We start from the raw sequence: 18,099 nt of genomic DNA on the forward strand, positions 1-18,099 counted from the left end.
GTGATTGCGCGGCGCCAGAAAGCACTGGCTCGGATGGAAGCTGCGGAATGAATGGGTGTGGAAATAGTGTCCAAGCTAAAGCCGAAGGGGTGCCCTCACCCGCCCCCGCTCCGCCCTTTCAACCCCGGCCAGCCGGTCGGATCGGGAGCTGATCCCAGCAGCCAGTGTCGCGTTTCTAAATGGCTGACAACGTCGCAGCCCTATTCAGCTTTGACATTGTATGTAAGGGGGCAGATTCCATTTTCAAATGCAACGAGGACAATAATGGCCATGGTTTCAGGAGGATGGAGCAGTTGAGTTTGGGCGATCTGCCGGGAACTGCGACGCAATTTCTGGCATGATCGTGGCGTTCCGACAGCAACTCGTTGCATCCTTCGTATTGATGTACTCGCTTGAATTGCATCTCTTTAACGGCAGTTGTAACTTTCTCCTGCCCGGAGGTGGTTCCGGCTTTGAGGAGCGCATCTGTGGGGTTCTCTATTCGCAAGTCGGTATCGGCAGGGCCTTTCCGGTTCAACTTCTCGAAAAGCGGCGTCGGCGTTTCGGTGGGTGTCAGAGGTCTCAGGCTCGGCACTGGACCGCGCGGCCATTACGTCCACGCGGGAACGGGAGGCCTCTATTACAGAGCGTCACTAGGAAACGCTGGCCGAAAGAAGCCCGAAGGTACGCCGCCTCCTGTGGCACCGACGCAGGAATACTTTGTCGAGCAAAATGACGCCGCAATGGTCGACATCGAGTCCGGCGACGTGATGCTAATGCGTGACGAGTCGTTCACCGAGTTGCTCGACGAGATTAACGCGAAAAGCCAACAGGCTAGATTAGCTGTCGTTCTTTGCTGGGTCGGCATTGTAGCCGGTACTATCGCGGGGCTCGTGACGAGCGGTGCAGGAATTGTTGTCGGGGCGATCGCACTTCCTCTCTGGGCGGTCGGCGCCTGGTTCGATTCCTATCGCCGGAGTTCCGTACTTTTCTACGATCTCGAAGGTGACGCGGAAACGGCCTACACCAAGCTTGCGCAAGGGTTCGATGCGATGCGTAGCTGCGCGGGAAAGTGGCACGTGGAAGCTGGCGGGACGATAACGAACCTCACGGCCTGGAAGCGAAACGCTGGTGCGTCCCATCTTGTCGAAAAGAAGTCTACGACACTCGCCTACTCCCTGCCCTCTGTCATCAAAAGCAATCTGACGCCGCCTGCGCTCAACGTCGGAAAGCAGGTCATGTACTTCTTCCCAGATGTGGTGTTGATGCAGGAAGGAAGTCGCATCGGCGCGATCACATATCGGGATCTAGAAATCCGTTGGCAGGATTCGCGTTTCATCGAGGACGGACCGGTCCCCAGCGACGCTCGTATCGTCGATCACACGTGGAAACATCCCAACAAAAGCGGAGGGCCAGACCGACGCTTCAAGGATAATAAACAGATTCCCATATGTCTCTATGAGGTCATTCATTTCCGCAGCGATAGCGGGGTGAACGAACTCCTGGAGTTTTCCCGCACCGGCAATGCCGCCGTGTTCGGAGCCGCTTGCGAGCTTCTTGCACGCTTACCAAGGGAGAGAAAGGCGATCGCGGAACAGCCTGTTTTCCCGCCCCCTGACGTTGCTTCTTCGCCCTCGGTCGTGCAGCGTCGGCGCCGATCGCCTGTGTTGCTTACCCTGTTTGGCATTGTAGTCTTCACGGGGCTGTTGGTACTGGGGACATCTATCCTGGGTTCGAGACACTCGGCGACCACCAATAGCGACAACGCAGTTGCTGCGCCCGTCAGCGAAAATCTCACGTCGATGGCACCAAGCTTACAACTCAGTGGAGAAGCGACCAAATCAGGCATAGCCATTGCCACGGAACCACCGCAGTTGGGCACTGGGATACCAGTTACTGTCCAGACAGCCGACAGTGCCGCCGCATCGAAGTCAGCCTCAACGCCCGCACTTGCCAGCATGACGCGATATGGTGTGAACCTCAGAGAAGGTCCAGGAAAGACCTACCGCGTGCTGACGACACTGAAGAAAGAAACCGCAGTGACGCAGTTGGAGACGAGCGGAAGTTGGACGAAGATTAGAGTGGATGAGCAAACCACGGGTTGGCTGATAACGGATGCGATCCGATAACCGCCCTCCTCCCATCACCACATAAGTTGACATCCTCAGTGAACTTTTGCACTTACATCCGTGTGATCCGGATGTCCGGCGTCGCGCCATACGAAGCCGGAGATGCCACTATGCCCGCCGAATTCCTCACCCTGTCGCAGATCCATTACGAGGCCAGCAAGAAGCATATCTTGCGCGGTGTCGATCTGACGCTTGAGGCGGGCCGGGTCTATGGGCTTGTCGGACCGAATGGTTCGGGCAAGAGCTCGCTCCTGAAGACCATCGCCCGCCAGGTCGATCCGACGTCGGGCGCCGTAGCGCTTCAGGGCAAGCCGGCAGCCAGCTGGGGCGGGCGCGCTTTTGCCCGCGAGATCGCCTACATGCCGCAGTTCACCCCCGCCACCGATGGCATGACGGTGCGCGAGCTTGTCGCGCTCGGCCGCTTTCCGTGGCACGGCACGCTCGGACGCTTCACGCAGGCTGATCGCGATCTGGTCGAGGATGCGATCCGCCGCACTGATCTCGAGCGCTTCGCCGATAGCCTCGTCGCCAACATGTCGGGCGGCGAGCGCCAGCGCGCCTGGATTGCCATGATGCTGGCGCAGAACGCCAGCTGCCTGCTGCTCGACGAACCCACCTCCGCGCTCGACCTCGCCCACCAAGCCGGCGTCCTGTCGCTGCTGCGTGAACTGAGCCACGAGCGCGGCCTGACGATCGTCGTCGTCCTTCACGATATCAACCTCGCCGCGCGCTACTGCGACGAGCTGGTGGCGCTGAACGACGGCAGGATTTCGGCGCGCGGCAAGCCTGCCGAGATCGTTCAGTCGGATGTGTTGAAGTCAGTCTTCGGCGTCGAGATGGGCGTCTTCCCGCACCCTGTGAGCAACGAGCCGGTCAGCTATCTGCTCTAGCGTCATGACGCGCTCGGCTGGCCGGTCTTTCAACAACATAGCCGGCCAAGCATCGGATTGAATGCGATAATCGAGATCCTCACCTTAGGTAAGGATGTTAGCGCCAGAACCTACGCCAGCTTCTTCGTATGCGGCGCGCCATCATCGTCGGGCGCGCTCGTCTGTTGCGCCATATGCAGCCGCCGATAGGGGCCTGCGCGACGCAGGAGGTCGCTGTGGCTGCCCTCTTCCACCACCCTGCCCTTGTCGATCACGCAGATCCGGTCGGCCTCGGTGATCGTCGCCAGCCGGTGTGCGATGACGAGCGTCGTACGGCCTTGAGACAGCTCGGCCAACGATTGCTGGATCGCCCGTTCGGTCTCCGTGTCCAACGCCGAGGTCGCCTCGTCGAGAATGAGGATCGGCGGGTTCTTCAGGAAGATGCGGGCGATCGCCAGCCGCTGCTTCTGGCCGCCCGAGAGCTTGACGCCGCGCTCGCCGATGATGGTATCCAGTCCAGCCGGCAGGCCGGCAATCACCTCGTCGAGACGGGCCCGGCGGGCCGCATCGAGAATGTCGGCTTCGCTCGCGCCCAGCCTGCCATAGGCGATGTTTTCGCGCATGGTGCCCGCAAATAGGAACACGTCCTGCTGCACGATCCCTATGCTCGAGCGCAGCGACGCCAGCGTCATCTGCCTGATGTCGACGCCATCGATAGAAATGGCGCCGCTGGTAACGTCATAAAAGCGCGGCAGCAGCGAACAGACGGTCGTCTTGCCTGCCCCTGACGGTCCTACGAAGGCGATCGTCTCGCCCGCCTTGATGGTCAGGTCGAGCCCGTCGAGAATAGGCTTGCCGGCCTGGTAGGCGAAGCGAACGTCGCTGTAGCGGATATCGCCCGTCAGCCGCGGCATGTTGCGGGCGCCAGTCCGGTCGGCGATATCGGGATCTGTGTCGAGAAACGCCGTATAGCGCTGGAAGCCGGCGATCCCCTTCGGATAGGTCTCGATGACGGAATTGATCTTGTCGATCGGCCGGAAGAAGACGCCGACGAGAAGCAGGAAGCCGACGAAGCCACCGGCCGAGAGTTCGCCTCTTGTGACGTACCAGGCGCCGACAAGCATCACGACCACCTGCACGAAGCGCATCGAGAGATAGGAGAGCGACGTCGAAGCCGCCATCGCCCAGTAGGCCTGCAGCTTGGTCGAGAGATAGCCGGCATTGTTGACGGCGAAGAGCTTGCGCTCGTGATCCTCGTTGGCGAAAGCCTGCACAACGCGAATGCCGCCGACCGTCTCCTCGATGCGGGCGTTGAAATCCGCCACGCGGCCGTAGAGCGAATGCCAGGTCTTGGTCATCCGGCGGCCGTAGCGTGTCGTCACAAGGGCCGTCAGCGGCACGATCAGCGCGGTCACGATGGCCAGCGGCGGATGTTCCCACCACATCAGAATGAAGGCGCCGACCAGCGTCATCACGGCAATGAAGATATCCTCGGGGCCGTGATGGGCGACTTCGCCGATCTCTTCGAGATCCTTGGTCAGTCGCGCCACGAGGTGGCCGGTCTTCTGGTTGTCAAAATAGGAGAAGGAGAGCTTCTGCAGATGGTCGAACGCCCTCGCCCGCATCTCGGTCTCTATCTTCAGGCCAAGCATATGGCCCCAGTATGTGACGATGACCTGCAGTCCGGCGTTGACGACATAGATCGCGAGCAAGCCGATCGCCGCCAGTCCGATCAGACCCAACTGGCCGGTCGGCAAAAGCCTGTCGATGAACATCGTGACGGCAACGGGAAAGGCAAGCTCAAGCAGGCCCGCCGTCACCGCGCTGCCGAAGTCGAGCACGAACAGCCCCCGGTGCGGCTTGTAATAGCCGGCGAAGCGTTTCAGCAGCGACGATGTGCTCATCCGCGAGCCCTCCCCAATCGATGAAAATGCTTGCGGCGCGCCATCGGGCGCTGAATGCAACTGTGTGGAAGACAGTGCGCCCTGGCAAAAGCCAGCCGCTTCAAGGATTTGCCCGATATCCAAATCCGGCGTCAAAAAGTCAAGTTACTTGTTGGTGAGACCGCGCCCCGAGGTTGCGGGCGATACTGTCGATGTCCGGATGTGCGGAATATTCAGGCATGATCGGGCACGGCTAAAAATTTGAGCAGCAATGTCTGCTTTTTCGGCAGAAAATTTATCGTTCGGTAAAAAATTGACCAAACGATAAATAAATTCAGGCCACCCATGTCGCATCATGCTGATTTTATTGACGTTTATCAATCTGGCACGCCACCTGCATTGAAAATACCGAACCAGATCCTTTGCCGCATTGCCTCAAGAGGAGAGCAGATATGGAAGTCGGTGTTTTCATCCCGATCGGAAACAATGGTTGGCTGCTGTCGGAAAACGCGCCGCAGTACAAGCCGAGCTTCGAGCTCAACAAGGAGATCACGCTGAAGGCCGAGAAATACGGCTTCGATTTTGCCTTGTCGATGATCAAGCTCCGCGGCTTCGGCGGCAAGACGGAGTTCTGGGACTACAATCTGGAATCCTTCACGCTGATGGCCGGCCTTGCCGCCGTCACGTCGAAGATCAAGCTGTTCGGGACGGCGGCGACGCTGGTCATGCCGCCGGCGATCGTCGCGCGCATGGCGACCACGATCGACAGCATTTCCGGCGGTCGTTTCGGCGTCAATCTCGTCACTGGTTGGCAGCGGCCGGAATACAGCCAGATGGGCCTGTGGCCGGGCGACGACTATTTCGGCGATCGCTACGAATATCTCGGCGAATACACGACCGTCCTCAAGGACCTTTTGACGACGGGCCAGTCCGATCTCAAGGGCAAGTTCTTCCAGATGGACGATTGCCGGATGAAGCCGGTGCCCGAAAGCGTGAAGCTGATCTGCGCCGGCTCTTCCGACAAGGGCATGGCATTCTCCGCCGCCTATGCCGATTACAGCTTCTGCTTCGGCGTCGGCGTCAACACGCCGACAGCCTTCGCCTCGACCAACCAGCGGCTTCTCAACGCAACGGCAAAGACCGGACGCGACGTGCGCTCCTTCGTGCTGACGATGGTGCTTGCCGAAGAGAAGTCGGAGGACGCCTGGGCGAAGTGGGAGCACTACAAGGCAGGCGCCGACGAGGAGGCGATCAAGTGGCTCGGCCTGCAGAGTGCCGCCGATACCAAGTCCGGTTCCGACACCAATGTTCGCCACATGTCGAACCCGGTCTCTGCGGTCAATATCAACATGGGCACGCTGATAGGCTCCTATGAGGAAGTCGCTGCCATGCTCGACGAAATGGCCGCGGTGCCCGGCACAGGCGGCGTCATGCTGACCTTCGATGATTTCGTCGAAGGCGTCGAGAAGTTCGGCAAATACGTCCAGCCGCTGATGCAAAGCCGCCGACACGTCACCGAAATGCTGGAGGCCGCCGAATGAGCGCCGCACCTGTTGGATACGAGGCGCCGCGCGAGCGCACGCAGAGCGTCACCCTCCCCGCCCGCCCCGAGCCGATCACGCTGAAGCCGAGCGAAACCGCCGTCGTGGTCGTAGACATGCAGAACGCCTATTCGACGGAAGGCGGCTATGTCGATCTCGCCGGCTTCGATATCGCAGGCGCCAAGGGCACAATCGCAAACATCAAGAAGACGCTCGACGCCGCGCGTGCCGCGGGCGTCCAGGTCATCTATTTCCAGAACGGTTGGGACAAAGACTATGTCGAGGCCGGCGGACCGGGCTCGCCCAACTATCACAAGTCGAATGCGCTGAAGACCATGCGCCAGCGGCCGGAGCTGCAGGGCCAGCTTCTGGCAAAGGGCACATGGGACTATGCGATCGTCGACGAGTTGCAGCCGCAGCCGGGCGACATCCTGGTGCCGAAGACCCGTTACAGCGGGTTCTTCAACACCAACATGGACAGCGTGCTGCGCGCCCGTGGCATCCGCAATCTCGTCTTCGTCGGCATTGCCACCAACGTCTGCGTCGAGAGCTCGCTGCGCGATGCCTTCCACCTCGAATATTTCGGCGTAATGCTCGAAGACGCGACCCATCACCTCGGGCCCGATTTCATCCAGCAGGCGACCGTCTACAACGTCGAAAAATTCTTCGGCTGGGTCGCCACCGTCAACGATTTCTGCGGCGTCATCTCACAAGCAGCGCCCACCGAAGCCTGATTAAGAACAACAGAAGAGGACACATCATGCCAAAATCGATCATCGTCCCCGAGGGAACCCAGAAGCCGATCGCCCCCTATTCGCCGGGCACGCTTGCCGACGGCATCGTCTATGTCTCAGGCACTCTACCCTTCGACAAGAACAACGATGTCGTCCATGTCGGCGATGCCGGCGCCCAGACCCGCCATGTGCTCGAGACCATCAAGTCGGTGATCGAGACGGCCGGCGGCACGATGGAAGACGTGACCATGAACCACATCTTCGTCACTGACTGGGCGAACTACCAGGCGGTCAACGCCGTCTATGCCGAATATTTCCCCGGCGACAAGCCGGCCCGTTACTGCGTCCAGTGCGGCCTGGTGAAGCCTGACGCGCTCGTCGAGATCGCAACCGTGGCCCATATCGGCAAGAAGTGACGAGCATGCATTACGACATACATGGCCAGAGCCATGCCGGTGCCAGGACCATCATCCTGTCATCCGGCCTTGGCGGCGCAGCAAGCTACTGGGCACCGCAGATCGAGGCGCTCGCGGCCGATTTCCGCGTCATCACCTACGATCATCGCGGCACCGGCCGCACCGGCGGCGAGGTGCCCGAGGTGGGCGGCATCGCCGCCATGGCCGATGATGTGCTGGAGATCGCGCTGGAACTCGGCATAGAGCGCTTCGATTTCATGGGCCACGCGCTCGGCGGGCTGATCGGGCTGGATATCGCGCTCCGCCGCCCCGACATGATCGGCCAGCTCATCCTCGTTAACGCCTGGAGCAAGGCGGACCCGCATTCCGGCCGCTGCTTTGATGTGAGGATCGAACTGCTGGAGCGGTCGGGCGTCGAGATGTTCGTCAAGGCGCAGCCGCTCTTCCTCTATCCGTCGGTCTGGATGTCCGAGAATGCCGTGCGTCTCGATACCGAGGAGCGTCACGCCATCACCCATTTCCAGGGCAAGACCAATATCCTGCGCCGTATCGCGGCTCTCCGGGCCTTCGATCTCGACGACCGGCTGTCGGATATTGCGGCCCACACGCTGGTCATGGCAACCCGCGACGACCTCCTCGTCCCCTACACCCGATCGGTGCGCCTCGCCGAGGGACTGCCGCATGCAGAACTGGCGCTGACTGATTTCGGCGCCCATGCCGTCAACGTGACGGAGGCCAAGACGTTCAACGACACCATGCTGCGCTTCCTTCGTGACGCGAGATCCGAAATCCGCTAGGACCCCGATATGCAAGCATCAGCCAAATTGATCCCGGACGTAACCGCAACGGCCACAGGCGCCGATACGACGGACCAGCGCAAGCAGGATTACCGCAACGCCATGGCCCGCCTCGGCGCCGCCGTCAACGTCGTCACATCGGATGGCCCGGCAGGGCTTGCGGGCTTTGCGGCAACCGCCGTCTGCAGCGTCACCGACGATCCGCCCACCCTCCTGGTCTGCATCAATCGTGGCTCATCCGCCTATCCGGCCGTGAACGCCAACCGCGTACTCTGCGTCAACACGCTGTCGCATGCCCATGAGGACCTGAGCCGACGTTTCGGTGGCAAGACCCCGGTGCAGGAACGCTTCGAAGGCGCCAGCTGGTCGGTGCTCGAAACAGGTGCGCCCGCGCTTGACGACGCGCTGATCTCGCTCGACTGCAAGGTGAAGTCGGTCTCCGATGGCGGTACCCACGACATCCTGATCTGTGAAGTGGTCGCCATCAAGGAGAACGAAGGTGGTCAGGCGTTGATCTATTTCGATCGCCGCTACCACACGATCTGATCCCACTTTTGGAACAAGAGCTTAGGTCAACGCGTTCCCTGCCGGAATTCTGGCTCATCCCGTAACGTGACGTCCTGTCGCGTCGCCAGGATGACCATTTTGGAGACGCCGATGCCCTGGATCGCCTTTATCGTTCACTTCTTTGCCGCCGCCATCATGACGAACGGCATTCCGCACTTCGTCAACGGCGTCTGTGGCCGGCCGTTCCGTACGCCATTCGTGCGGATGTCAGGTTCCGGGGAGAGCTCGGCGGAGCTGAACGTTGTCTGGGGTTGGGCGAACTTCGTCGTCGCCTTCCTGCTCTTCGCCAATGTCGGACCGCTCTATATCGGCACGCCGATTGACACCATCTTCATCGCCGCCGGCGTGCTTGTCGCGGGTCTTATCCTGTCTCGAATATTCGCACGCGGCCGGCTCTGATTGCCTCTTTCCTTGCGCGCTGAAAGCCCTACAATTCAAGGGGTGGCGGCTATCGCCACGGGATAGCGGGAGATTTGCCGATGCGCGCCTTCTTCGCAGTCCTAATCCTCAGTCTCACCGCGATTTTCACGCTGTCGCCGGCGCGCGCGGAAGACCCGCTGGATGCCACGCGGTCGATGATCGAGGCGCAGATCAAGGCCTTCCTGCAGGACGATCCGGAAGCGGCCTATTCCTATGCAGCCCCGGGCATCAAGGCCGTCTATCCCGACAAGAACGTCTTCTTCGCCATGGTCAAGAAGAGCTACGAGCCGGTCTATCACCCCGGAAACTACGCCTTCGGCCGCAGTCGATCGATCGACAACGGCGCGATGATCTACCACGAGGTGCTGATCTCCGGCCGCGACGGCAAGGACTGGACGGCGATCTACCAAGTCATCCGTCAGCCGGATGGCAGCTACAAGATCGGCGGCGTCCAGATTCTGCCGGATACGGCGAGCAAAGGCATCTGAGCCTTAGACCGGGTCGATATCGCCCTTAGCCCATTCTGCTTCCGTCTCCGCCATGAAGTCCGCAAAGCGACCTTCGGCGATCGCCTTGCGGATGCCCTGCATCAGTTCCTGATAATAGGAGAGGTTGTTCCACGAGAGCAGCATGCCGCCCAGCGCTTCGTTGGAGCGCACGAGGTGATGCAAGTAGGCGCGCGAGTAATCGCGCGTCGCCGGGCAGTTCGACTGCTCGTCGAGCGGACGCATATCCTCGGCATGACGGGCATTGCGGATATTGACCTTGCCGCGACGGGTAAAGGCCAGGCCGTGGCGACCGGAACGCGTCGGCATCACGCAGTCGAACATGTCGATCCCGCGCGCCACCGAGCGCAGCATGTCCTCGGGCGTACCGACGCCCATGAGATAGCGCGGCTTTTCGGTCGGCAGGACCGGCAGCGTCTCCTCGAGCATCTTGAGCATGACAGCCTGCGGCTCGCCGACGGCAAGGCCGCCGACCGCGTAGCCCTTGAGGTCGAGATCGGCGAGCGCGGCAGCCGAGCGCACGCGCAGTGCCGGAATATCGCCGCCCTGCACGATGCCGAACATCGCCTTGCCCGGCTGGTTACCGAAGGCGACCTTGCAGCGCTCGGCCCAGCGCAGCGACATCTCCATCGCGCGCTCGATTTCGCGCGGTTCGGCCGGAAGCGCCACGCATTCGTCGAGCTGCATCTGGATATCGCTGTCGAGCAGCCCCTGGATCTCGATCGAGCGCTCCGGCGACATGTGGTGCAGGCTCCCGTCGACATGGCTCTTGAAAGTCACGCCCTGCTCGTCGAGCTTGCGCAGTCCTGACAGCGACATGACCTGGAAGCCGCCGCTATCGGTCAGGATCGGCCCATCCCAGCGGATCAGCTTGTGCAGGCCGCCAAGCCGCGCCACGCGCTCGGCCGTCGGCCGCAGCATCAGGTGATACGTATTGCCGAGAATGATATCGGCGCCGCCCTCGCGCACCTGGTCGAGATACATCGCCTTGACGGTGCCGACGGTGCCCACGGGCATGAAGGCCGGCGTGCGGATCGTGCCGCGCGGCATGGAGACTTCGCCGAGACGGGCGCCGCCATCGGTCTTCTTGAGGGTGAACTGGAAGGTCTCGGTCATCTAGTCTTTCCGGAAAAGAAGGCTGGAATCGCCATAGGAATAGAAGCGGTAGCCTGTCGAAATGGCATGTTCATAGGCCGCGTGCATTGTCTCGAGGCCGGCAAAGGCCGAGACCAGCATGAACAGCGTCGAGCGCGGCAGGTGGAAGTTAGTCATCAGTACATCGACTGCCTTGAATCGGTAGCCAGGCGTAATGAAAATGCCGGTGGCGCCCGCCCAGCCGCGGATTTCACCGCTATCCTGCGCAGCGCTCTCGATCAGCCTGAGCGAGGTGGTGCCGACGCAGACGATCCGCCCGCCCCTCGCCTTCACGGCATTGAGCTTGGCGGCCGTCTCGCCGCTGACATAGCCACTTTCGAGATGCATCTTGTGGTCGTCGGTGTCGTCGACCTTCATCGGCAGGAAAGTACCGGCGCCGACATGCAGCGTCACGAAATGCCGCTCGATGCCGGCCTTGTCGAGTGCCTCGAAAAGCTCGGGCGTGAAATGCAGCCCGGCGGTGGGCGCGGCGACAGCGCCGTCCTCGCGGGCATAGATGGTCTGGTAGTCGGCGCGGTCGCGCTCGTCCTCGGCGCGCTTGGCGGCGATATAGGGCGGCAGCGGAATATGGCCGACGGAATGGATGACTTCGTCGAGCGCCGGGCCCGACAGATCGAAGGCCAGCGTCACCTCGCCGCCCTCGCCCTTTTCTTCGACGGTACAGTCGAGCGAGCCGAGAAGGCAGCTTCCGCCACCATGGCCGAAGGCGATCCGGTCGCCGACCTTGATGCGCTTGCCGGGCTTGGCAAAGGCCTTCCAGCGATTGGCGCCGACCCGCATGTGCAGCGTCGCCGAAACCTGCTGGCCACCTGCGCCCTCGCGGTGGCGGATGCCTTCGAGCTGCGCCGGAATGACCTTGGTGTCGTTGAAGACAAGCGCATCGCCCGCCTTCAGGAAGGACGGCAGGTCGGACACACGGTGATCGGAGAGCTGCGTTTCGCCATTGGGATCGACGACCAGCAGGCGCGCGCTGTCGCGCGGCTCGGCGGGCCGCAGAGCGATCCGCTCATCGGGAAGCTCGAAATCGAAAAGGTCTACGCGCATAGGGGCAGTTCCGGGGAAGGCTGGTCCAGGCAAAGCGAAACCCGCCCCGCGCTCTCGCGCAAGGGCGGGTTCCAGCAGAAATCACAATCAGACGTCGGCGGCAACCCGCATCGAGACGATCGAATCCGGATCGACGACCGGTTCGCCCTTCTTGATCTTGTCGACGTTGTCCATGCCTTCGATGACCTGGCCCCAGACGGAATACTGCTTGTTCAGCCAGGGAGCATCCGTGAAGCAGATGAAGAACTGCGAGTTGGCGGAGTTCGGGTTCTGCGAACGCGCCATCGAGCAGGTGCCGCGGATGTGGCTGACGGCCGAGAATTCAGCCTTTAGATCAGGCTTCTCGGAGCCGCCCATGCCCGCACGACCAGGGTTGAAGCTCTCGCCGCCCTTCTTGCCGAACTTCACGTCGCCGGTCTGCGCCATGAAGTCGTTGATGACGCGGTGGAACACGACGCCGTCATAGGCCTTTTCGCGTGCGAGTTCCTTGATGCGGGCCACGTGCTCGGGCGCCACTTCAGGCAGAAGCTGGATGACGACATTACCCTTGGTGGTTTCCACGATGATGGTGTTTTCCGGATCCTTGATCTCAGCCATTCTTAATCTCCTACTGGTCTTGAAACTTACTTCTTGGCGATGGTGACCTTGACCATGCGGTCAGGATTGCTGACTTCGCCGTTCTGGCCTTCGCCCTTCTGGATCTTGTCGACGTTCTCCATGCCGGAGATCACCTTGCCGACAACCGTGTACTGGCCGTTCAGGAAGGAGCCGTCAGCGAACATTATGAAGAACTGCGAGTTGGCCGAATTCGGATCCTGCGAGCGCGCCATGCCGACCGTGCCGCGCACGAACGGGGTCTTGGAGAACTCGGCCGGAATGTTCGGCATGTCCGAACCGCCGGTGCCGACCTGGTTCTTGTCGAAACCCTTTTCCATGTTGCCGTACTGTACGTCGCCGGTCTGCGCCATGAAGCCGTCGATCACGCGGTGGAAGGCAACGTTGTCGTAGGCGCCCTTCTTGGCCAGCGCCTCGATCTGGGCGACGTGCTTCGGCGCGACATCAGGCGCAAGCTCGATCACGACGGGGCCGCTCTTCAGCTGGATCGTCATCGTGTCGGCGGCGAAAACGTCGCCAACGAACGAAGCGAGATAAAGCACGCCGGCAAATGCAATATAGAAAAGTTTCATGTGAGCTCCGTTTCGGCGAATATGCCTAGGATTTGCGCTTGGATTGAAGGGCTTTCAAGACGGCGGCAGGCACGAATGCACTGACATCGCCTCCCATGCCTGCGATTTGCCGGACCAATGTGGCGGTTATGGGCCGCGAGGCCGTGCCGGCGGGCAGAAAAACGGTCTGGATATCCGGCGCCATCTGCCGGTTCATCCCGGCCATCTGCATTTCGTAATCGAGATCGGTGCCATCTCTCAGGCCCCGGATCAGAAGCGTCGCGCCATGCGCACGGGCAGCATCGACCACTAGATTGTCGAAGGACACGACCGATATGTCCGACGTCCGCTCCGGCAACACCTCGGCCAGCGACTGGCGGATCAGCTCACCCTTTTCCTCGAACGAGAAAAGCGGCGTCTTGCCGGGATGAATGCCGATCGCGACGATCACCTTCGACGCGACGTTCAGCGCCTGGACGAGCACGTCAACATGTCCGTTCGTGATCGGGTCAAAAGACCCCGGATAGAAAGCTGTCGTCATTGGCCCCGGCCATTTGTTTCGACGCCTTTTGTCACGGATAAAGCCTTGCCGCAAGTCATTTGCCCCAAGCTCCACCCACGTGCAACCGGTGCTCGCCGGGCGACTGAATGCCGGATGAACGGCCCATTCAAGGCCGCTTCAGCCGCGATCTCTATAACAGGATGCATCAACGCCGCCGATGCCGACAGGGATCGGTTCACTCCTGGAAACCCACGATGCTCATCCTGCTTGTCATCACCTCGGTCGCCCTCTCCCTCGCCTTCGAATTTGTCTACGCCTACATCCTGGAAGTGCGTGACGCGGCATGGGTGCGCAGCGACGTGAGGGAACATCACGAGATCGTACGCGTTATGGGTCGCGTCTCCTTTAAACCGATTAGAGAAGACGCATAAACCGATTTAGGAAGATGAACGCCAGATGAACGAGGCATTCAAAGAGGCTTCAGATCGGCGTTGGTAAACGACTTGTCAATGTCCTGCGGAACCAATTCCAAACGGACGCGTTCTTTCAATCGAAGCGTTGCGCAAATAGGCGCTACAAGGAAGATAAATATGCCAAACAAGATTACCATGATTAACGCAGTATGGATGGTAATGATGACGGGTATGCTTGCAGCAACTGTTGCGCTTTATGACCAGAAGGTGGAAACGTCCAAAGTATACGGCCCCTACGCATCGGCCCGCACCTCTGTTGTGAGCCAATACTAAGGGACGTGAAAGCAAAATCCTGGAGGATTGCTTATGTTCACGATCTTGACTGTGCTTACTGCCCTTATCAGCATCATGTTTATCGTATCTGTGGCATCGACCGTGACCGCCCTGCGGCGCGAAACCGAAGAAGATAAGAGACTACATGGCAAGCATAGCGTCTTTTGATCGGCTCTGAGCAGCCCGACAGCGGAAATACGAAAAGGCCGAGCGGTTCCCAGCGCTCGGCCTTTTCGCGTCTTGAGCAAGATGAGCAAAACGTCAGTCGACGATCCGCCTGACCATGATGACATCATCGACCTCACGGTCGCCTTCCAGCACACCAGCAGGTATCAGCCCCGCCTGGATAAACCCCGCATTCCGATAAAAGTTGATTGCTCCGGGATTTTCAGCGCTGGCAGTTAGCTCGAGCTGGCGAATGCCGTGTTGCCGGGCATAGTCCACGACATGGTCGAGCAGGTCGCGCGCCAGCCCCGTTCCGCGCTTCTCCCGACGCACATAGACCATGATGATCGTGGCGCGATGCGCCATCTTGCCGGCCCGCTGCCGGAGAAGCCCCATGATCGCCACGGGCTGATCGCCGTCAAAAGCAAGAAAGACGGGATCGGCAAGCAGTCGCCGCCGCCATTCATCGTCGGGAAGCTTTGCCCATTCGTCGAAGCTGCTGGCGAAGGCGGATGGCTCCAGGCGTAGTGCCTCGAGCCGGATGCGCTTGTACGCCTCGACATCGTCAGCGCCCAAAATCCTGATCATGCCGCTCTCCCAAACAGCGTGCCGATCGATCAGATCGACTTCAGCGTCCAGTCGACGATCTCGCTGGTGACGCCGGCGAATGCGCGGTCGAGCGCCTTGACGAAGGCCTCGTTCGAGCCGCCGCCAGCGGGTACCGTCTGCGAGAACACCTTCTGCGCCCGCACCGATCCATTGCGATCGTTGAGGATCTTGGCCGAAATCTCGACCACCGCCTGGCTGCCGCCACCGGTGCGGATCTCGAAGGCGCGGATGTCGGTCACGACCTGATAGTCGATCGCCAGCCCCTGCCCGGGAACGCCGACGCCGCCGAGCTTGCCGGAATTCTCGTACGCTTCGACAAGCTTGGCCTGAACCATACGCGGAAGCTTGTCGCTCCACTGCGCCTTGGCGAGATACTGAATCTCCGAAGACGAGACCTTGATGACGATCTGCTCGCTGTTCAGCGCCTGCAGCGCCGTCGGCTGCTGCACCAGGATCTGGCGCCCCTTCGCCGAAGGGCCGCTGCCGCTGACAGGCGCGGAGAGATCATAGGTATCGTTCTTGGCCGCCGTCCCGCATCCCGACAATGCCAGGGCAAGAAGCGGCAGAGCGAGCATGGTCTTCATAAGACGCGAACGACGCATATCCGACACAGCCATATGTTGACTTCCCCTGTTAACGCCTGGTCCGGCCATCATATTGTTTCACTGTGTCCCCGCCGAAGATCAGCCGCTGCGGGTCCTTGTCGAAATTGCTGATCGCATCGTTCAAATTTTGCACCGTCAGACGCGCATCGTTGATCAGCGCCTGAACGTTCTGCAGGCCGCCGCTCGAGAACTTCTGCAGATTGTCGGCGATCGGTCCGATGCGGCTGTTCAGATTGTCCGCGACCTTCTTGAACGAATCCAGCGTCTCACGCGCCTGCGTGAACATCGACTGCGTGCTGTCATCTCCAAGCAGCGTATCGAGTTTTGCCAGGATACCGTCGACGCGGGTCGATGCGGCGTTCAGCTTGTTGGCCATCTGCGTGACGTTCTGGATCGTCGAATCGATGTCCTTCTGGTGCGAATTCACCGTGTCCGCGACATCCTTGATCGAGGCGACTGCCGCGCGCGCATCCTTGGTTGTCTGCGCGATGTCGTCGACGGAGCCCTTCACCTTGGCCGGGTCGATCTGCGCCACCAGCGTATCGACCTTGTCGAGCGTCGCCTGCGCCTTCTTGCCGAAGTCGTTATAGGTGGTGGCCGTCTCCTGGAACTTCTGAATGGCGTCCTTCAGGCCGCCCGAGGCGTCGGCGACATTGCGGCTCACGGTTTCGGCGTTGGAGAGGATCGTGTCGATCTTCTTGGCATCAACCGTCTTCACCAGCGATTCGATCGCAGCCAGCGTCGAGTCGACGCGGCCGGACACGTTGCGCACGGTGTCGGAAAGCTGGCCCACGCTCTGCAGGAAGCTGTCGATGTTGCCTGAGTTCTTGGCCAGCGCGTCCGAGAAGGTTTCGGCGTTCTGCAGCGTCTTCGTCAGCGGGCCACGGGCATCCTTGACGAAGCCCTGCACCTGGCCGACGGCGTCGTTGGCGCGGTCGAGGATCTTGTCGGCGGTGGCGAGCAGGTTGGTGACGCTCGACTGGTCGGCGACGATGACCGCACGCTTGCCCGTCTCCGCCGCCGTCTGCAGGATGTTCTTCTCGCCCACCCGGCCGCCGGAAAGTTCGACATAGGCAGCACCCGTCAGGCCCTGGATCTCGAGGATCGCCTTGGTCGTCGGATAGATCGGCGCATCGACGCGTACTTCGGTGAATGCCAGCGAGAACTGCGGATCATCGGCGTCGATCGACAGCGATTGCACCGACCCCACCTGAATGCCGTTGAAGCGCACCGGCGAGCCGACGCTCAATCCGTTGGCCGAGCCCGGAATGCGCACGATGAGCTCCGCCATCGGTCCGCCACGGCCATATTCGGCCATCCAGTAAACGAAGCCGAAGGCAGCCGCGATGACCAGAACCGTAAAGAAGCCGACGATTGTGTAGTTCGCTTTGGTTTCCATCTTATCCGCTCACTTCCCGCGGCTATCTTGCGCCAGCCTGATGTCGGCTGAAGCGTGGCCATCCTGCGGCACGATCGAACGCGCGCGCTTGCCCTTGAAATAAGCCTGAACCCAGGGGTCGTCATAGGCCAGCATGTCTTCGATCGTCCCCTCGACCATCACCTTCTTCTTGCCCAGCACCGCGATGCGGTCGCAGACGGAAAACAGGCTGTCGAGGTCGTGGGTCACCATGTAGACGGTGAGACCGAGCGTATCGCGAAGCTTGGCGATCAGCTCGTCGAATTCCGCCGCCCCGATCGGATCGAGGCCCGAGGTCGGCTCGTCGAGAAAAACCAGCTCCGGATCAAGCGCCAGTGCGCGCGCCAGTGCGGCACGCTTGATCATCCCGCCCGAGAGTTCCGAAGGATATTTGTCGGCCGCATCCGCCGCCAGGCCCACCAGCCGGATCTTCAGATGCGCCAGCTCGTCCATCAACGCCGGCGGCAGGTCGAGATACTCGCGCATCGGAACCTGGATATTCTCCTTCACTGTCAGCGAGGAGAACAGCGCGCCCTGCTGAAAGAGCACGCCAAGGCGCATGTCGAGCGCGTTGCGCTGTGGCTCGTTCAATTCGTCGAAGTCCTGGCCGAGGATCTTGATCTGGCCGGAGCGGCGCGGCAGCAGGCGCAGAACCGTGCGCATCAGCACCGACTTGCCGGTACCGGACGCGCCGACGAAGCCCAGAATCTCGCCCTTGTAGATATTGAGGTTGAGATTATCGAGAACGATCTTCGACCCGAAGCCAACAGTGACGTCGCGCGCTGAAAGCACGATGTCCCGCCCTGCCTCGTCCTTGGTCGTTGTCTGCTGCTCGTCCACGCAAAATCC

21 protein-coding genes and 1 pseudogene are annotated in these 18,099 nt (G+C 60.9%); 12 read left to right on the plus strand and 10 right to left on the minus strand.

The window, feature by feature from the left end:
- Positions 1-467 precede the first annotated feature (467 nt).
- From ACIQUB_RS27375 to ACIQUB_RS27385, 3 genes and pseudogenes are all read left to right on the plus strand, one after another.
- Positions 468-614, plus strand: a pseudogene (locus ACIQUB_RS27375) (DUF4236 domain-containing protein); the annotation flags it as partial.
- A 108-nt stretch (positions 615-722) separates the two neighbouring features.
- Complete coding sequence (locus tag ACIQUB_RS27380; protein ID WP_402934348.1) at positions 723-2,108, plus strand: SH3 domain-containing protein; 1,386 nt, start codon at positions 723-725, stop codon at positions 2,106-2,108.
- A gap of 110 nt (positions 2,109-2,218) precedes the next feature.
- Entirely contained in the window at positions 2,219-2,998 is a 780-nt protein-coding gene (locus ACIQUB_RS27385; protein ID WP_112983321.1) for an ABC transporter ATP-binding protein, read from the plus strand.
- Positions 2,999-3,108: 110 nt separating this feature from the next.
- On the opposite strand, the gene ACIQUB_RS27390 is transcribed toward ACIQUB_RS27385, so the two are convergent.
- On the minus strand, positions 3,109-4,881 hold the full coding sequence (locus ACIQUB_RS27390) for an ABC transporter ATP-binding protein (RefSeq protein WP_113239810.1): 1,773 nt from the start codon (positions 4,879-4,881) through the stop codon (positions 3,109-3,111).
- A gap of 431 nt (positions 4,882-5,312) precedes the next feature.
- Here ACIQUB_RS27390 and rutA point away from each other — a divergent pair, with 431 nt between their 5' ends.
- From rutA to ACIQUB_RS27425, 7 genes are all read left to right on the plus strand, one after another.
- Positions 5,313-6,401: a pyrimidine utilization protein A gene (gene rutA / locus ACIQUB_RS27395; RefSeq protein ID WP_113239809.1), complete on the plus strand. Its 1,089-nt coding sequence runs from the start codon at positions 5,313-5,315 to the stop codon at positions 6,399-6,401.
- A complete protein-coding gene (gene rutB / locus ACIQUB_RS27400; RefSeq protein ID WP_402934215.1) occupies positions 6,398-7,135 on the plus strand; it encodes a pyrimidine utilization protein B in 738 nt (245 codons plus the stop codon). The genes rutA and rutB overlap by 4 nt, the downstream gene beginning before the upstream one ends.
- Positions 7,136-7,161: 26 nt before the next feature.
- Entirely contained in the window at positions 7,162-7,551 is a 390-nt protein-coding gene (gene rutC / locus ACIQUB_RS27405) for a pyrimidine utilization protein C (protein ID WP_018902385.1), read from the plus strand.
- Positions 7,552-7,556: 5 nt separating this feature from the next.
- Positions 7,557-8,348 (plus strand): pyrimidine utilization protein D, encoded by a 792-nt coding sequence (gene rutD, locus ACIQUB_RS27410; RefSeq protein ID WP_113236689.1) that lies wholly within the window; start codon positions 7,557-7,559, stop codon positions 8,346-8,348.
- A 9-nt stretch (positions 8,349-8,357) separates the two neighbouring features.
- On the plus strand, positions 8,358-8,894 hold the full coding sequence (locus ACIQUB_RS27415) for a flavin reductase (protein ID WP_018902383.1): 537 nt from the start codon (positions 8,358-8,360) through the stop codon (positions 8,892-8,894).
- A gap of 111 nt (positions 8,895-9,005) precedes the next feature.
- Positions 9,006-9,314 carry a hypothetical protein gene (locus ACIQUB_RS27420; RefSeq protein ID WP_113236688.1) on the plus strand — a complete coding sequence of 103 codons (309 nt, stop codon included), beginning with the start codon at positions 9,006-9,008 and terminating at the stop codon, positions 9,312-9,314.
- 80 nt (positions 9,315-9,394) lie between these two features.
- Positions 9,395-9,823, plus strand: coding sequence for a DUF4864 domain-containing protein (locus ACIQUB_RS27425; protein ID WP_113236687.1), 429 nt, complete (start codon positions 9,395-9,397; stop codon positions 9,821-9,823).
- A gap of 3 nt (positions 9,824-9,826) precedes the next feature.
- Here ACIQUB_RS27425 and tgt read toward each other — a convergent pair whose 3' ends face one another.
- From tgt to coaD, 5 genes are all read right to left on the minus strand, one after another.
- Entirely contained in the window at positions 9,827-10,957 is a 1,131-nt protein-coding gene (gene tgt, locus ACIQUB_RS27430) for a tRNA guanosine(34) transglycosylase Tgt (protein WP_113236686.1), read from the minus strand.
- Positions 10,958-12,040: a tRNA preQ1(34) S-adenosylmethionine ribosyltransferase-isomerase QueA gene (gene queA / locus ACIQUB_RS27435; protein WP_113236685.1), complete on the minus strand. Its 1,083-nt coding sequence runs from the start codon at positions 12,038-12,040 to the stop codon at positions 10,958-10,960.
- A gap of 87 nt (positions 12,041-12,127) precedes the next feature.
- Positions 12,128-12,637 (minus strand): peptidylprolyl isomerase, encoded by a 510-nt coding sequence (locus ACIQUB_RS27440; RefSeq protein WP_402934223.1) that lies wholly within the window; start codon positions 12,635-12,637, stop codon positions 12,128-12,130.
- 26 nt (positions 12,638-12,663) lie between these two features.
- On the minus strand, positions 12,664-13,227 hold the full coding sequence (locus ACIQUB_RS27445; protein ID WP_018902377.1) for a peptidylprolyl isomerase: 564 nt from the start codon (positions 13,225-13,227) through the stop codon (positions 12,664-12,666).
- A 25-nt stretch (positions 13,228-13,252) separates the two neighbouring features.
- On the minus strand, positions 13,253-13,747 hold the full coding sequence (coaD, locus tag ACIQUB_RS27450; protein WP_112945832.1) for a pantetheine-phosphate adenylyltransferase: 495 nt from the start codon (positions 13,745-13,747) through the stop codon (positions 13,253-13,255).
- A 215-nt stretch (positions 13,748-13,962) separates the two neighbouring features.
- Here coaD and ACIQUB_RS27455 point away from each other — a divergent pair, with 215 nt between their 5' ends.
- Complete coding sequence (locus ACIQUB_RS27455) at positions 13,963-14,139, plus strand: hypothetical protein (RefSeq protein ID WP_181459357.1); 177 nt, start codon at positions 13,963-13,965, stop codon at positions 14,137-14,139.
- Between the two features lie 159 nt (positions 14,140-14,298).
- Positions 14,299-14,454, plus strand: coding sequence for a hypothetical protein (locus ACIQUB_RS27460; protein ID WP_183902062.1), 156 nt, complete (start codon positions 14,299-14,301; stop codon positions 14,452-14,454).
- Positions 14,455-14,715: 261 nt separating this feature from the next.
- Here ACIQUB_RS27460 and ACIQUB_RS27465 read toward each other — a convergent pair whose 3' ends face one another.
- The 4 genes from ACIQUB_RS27465 to ACIQUB_RS27480 are packed head-to-tail and all read right to left on the minus strand — an operon-like array spanning position 14,716 to position 18,090.
- Entirely contained in the window at positions 14,716-15,207 is a 492-nt protein-coding gene (locus ACIQUB_RS27465) for a GNAT family N-acetyltransferase (RefSeq protein WP_402934229.1), read from the minus strand.
- Positions 15,208-15,236: 29 nt separating this feature from the next.
- Positions 15,237-15,845 (minus strand): ABC-type transport auxiliary lipoprotein family protein, encoded by a 609-nt coding sequence (locus tag ACIQUB_RS27470; RefSeq protein WP_018902371.1) that lies wholly within the window; start codon positions 15,843-15,845, stop codon positions 15,237-15,239.
- 16 nt (positions 15,846-15,861) lie between these two features.
- Positions 15,862-17,232 carry an MlaD family protein gene (locus tag ACIQUB_RS27475; RefSeq protein ID WP_047511979.1) on the minus strand — a complete coding sequence of 457 codons (1,371 nt, stop codon included), beginning with the start codon at positions 17,230-17,232 and terminating at the stop codon, positions 15,862-15,864.
- 9 nt (positions 17,233-17,241) lie between these two features.
- Positions 17,242-18,090, minus strand: a complete 849-nt coding sequence (locus ACIQUB_RS27480) for an ABC transporter ATP-binding protein (protein WP_018902369.1) — start codon at positions 18,088-18,090, stop codon at positions 17,242-17,244.
- Between the last annotated feature and the right edge of the window lie 9 nt (positions 18,091-18,099).

Origin of the sequence: Rhizobium sp. NPDC090275, assembly GCF_044772225.1 — a bacterium.
Classification (GTDB): Bacteria; Pseudomonadota; Alphaproteobacteria; order Rhizobiales; family Rhizobiaceae; genus Rhizobium.

Bases quoted from the DNA above. Each gene is read 5' to 3' on its own strand.
- ACIQUB_RS27380 (WP_402934348.1), top strand. From the start codon at position 723: ATGGTCGACATCGAGTCCGGCGACGTGATGCTAATGCGTGACGAGTCG.
- ACIQUB_RS27385 (WP_112983321.1), top strand. From the start codon at position 2,219: ATGCCCGCCGAATTCCTCACCCTGTCGCAGATCCATTACGAGGCCAGC.
- ACIQUB_RS27390 (WP_113239810.1), bottom strand. From the start codon at position 4,881: ATGAGCACATCGTCGCTGCTGAAACGCTTCGCCGGCTATTACAAGCCG.
- rutA (WP_113239809.1), top strand. From the start codon at position 5,313: ATGGAAGTCGGTGTTTTCATCCCGATCGGAAACAATGGTTGGCTGCTG.
- rutB (WP_402934215.1), top strand. From the start codon at position 6,398: ATGAGCGCCGCACCTGTTGGATACGAGGCGCCGCGCGAGCGCACGCAG.
- rutC (WP_018902385.1), top strand. From the start codon at position 7,162: ATGCCAAAATCGATCATCGTCCCCGAGGGAACCCAGAAGCCGATCGCC.
- rutD (WP_113236689.1), top strand. From the start codon at position 7,557: ATGCATTACGACATACATGGCCAGAGCCATGCCGGTGCCAGGACCATC.
- ACIQUB_RS27415 (WP_018902383.1), top strand. From the start codon at position 8,358: ATGCAAGCATCAGCCAAATTGATCCCGGACGTAACCGCAACGGCCACA.
- ACIQUB_RS27420 (WP_113236688.1), top strand. From the start codon at position 9,006: ATGCCCTGGATCGCCTTTATCGTTCACTTCTTTGCCGCCGCCATCATG.
- ACIQUB_RS27425 (WP_113236687.1), top strand. From the start codon at position 9,395: ATGCGCGCCTTCTTCGCAGTCCTAATCCTCAGTCTCACCGCGATTTTC.
- tgt (WP_113236686.1), bottom strand. From the start codon at position 10,957: ATGACCGAGACCTTCCAGTTCACCCTCAAGAAGACCGATGGCGGCGCC.
- queA (WP_113236685.1), bottom strand. From the start codon at position 12,040: ATGCGCGTAGACCTTTTCGATTTCGAGCTTCCCGATGAGCGGATCGCT.
- ACIQUB_RS27440 (WP_402934223.1), bottom strand. From the start codon at position 12,637: ATGGCTGAGATCAAGGATCCGGAAAACACCATCATCGTGGAAACCACC.
- ACIQUB_RS27445 (WP_018902377.1), bottom strand. From the start codon at position 13,227: ATGAAACTTTTCTATATTGCATTTGCCGGCGTGCTTTATCTCGCTTCG.
- coaD (WP_112945832.1), bottom strand. From the start codon at position 13,747: ATGACGACAGCTTTCTATCCGGGGTCTTTTGACCCGATCACGAACGGA.
- ACIQUB_RS27455 (WP_181459357.1), top strand. From the start codon at position 13,963: ATGCTCATCCTGCTTGTCATCACCTCGGTCGCCCTCTCCCTCGCCTTC.
- ACIQUB_RS27460 (WP_183902062.1), top strand. From the start codon at position 14,299: ATGCCAAACAAGATTACCATGATTAACGCAGTATGGATGGTAATGATG.
- ACIQUB_RS27465 (WP_402934229.1), bottom strand. From the start codon at position 15,207: ATGATCAGGATTTTGGGCGCTGACGATGTCGAGGCGTACAAGCGCATC.
- ACIQUB_RS27470 (WP_018902371.1), bottom strand. From the start codon at position 15,845: ATGGCTGTGTCGGATATGCGTCGTTCGCGTCTTATGAAGACCATGCTC.
- ACIQUB_RS27475 (WP_047511979.1), bottom strand. From the start codon at position 17,232: ATGGAAACCAAAGCGAACTACACAATCGTCGGCTTCTTTACGGTTCTG.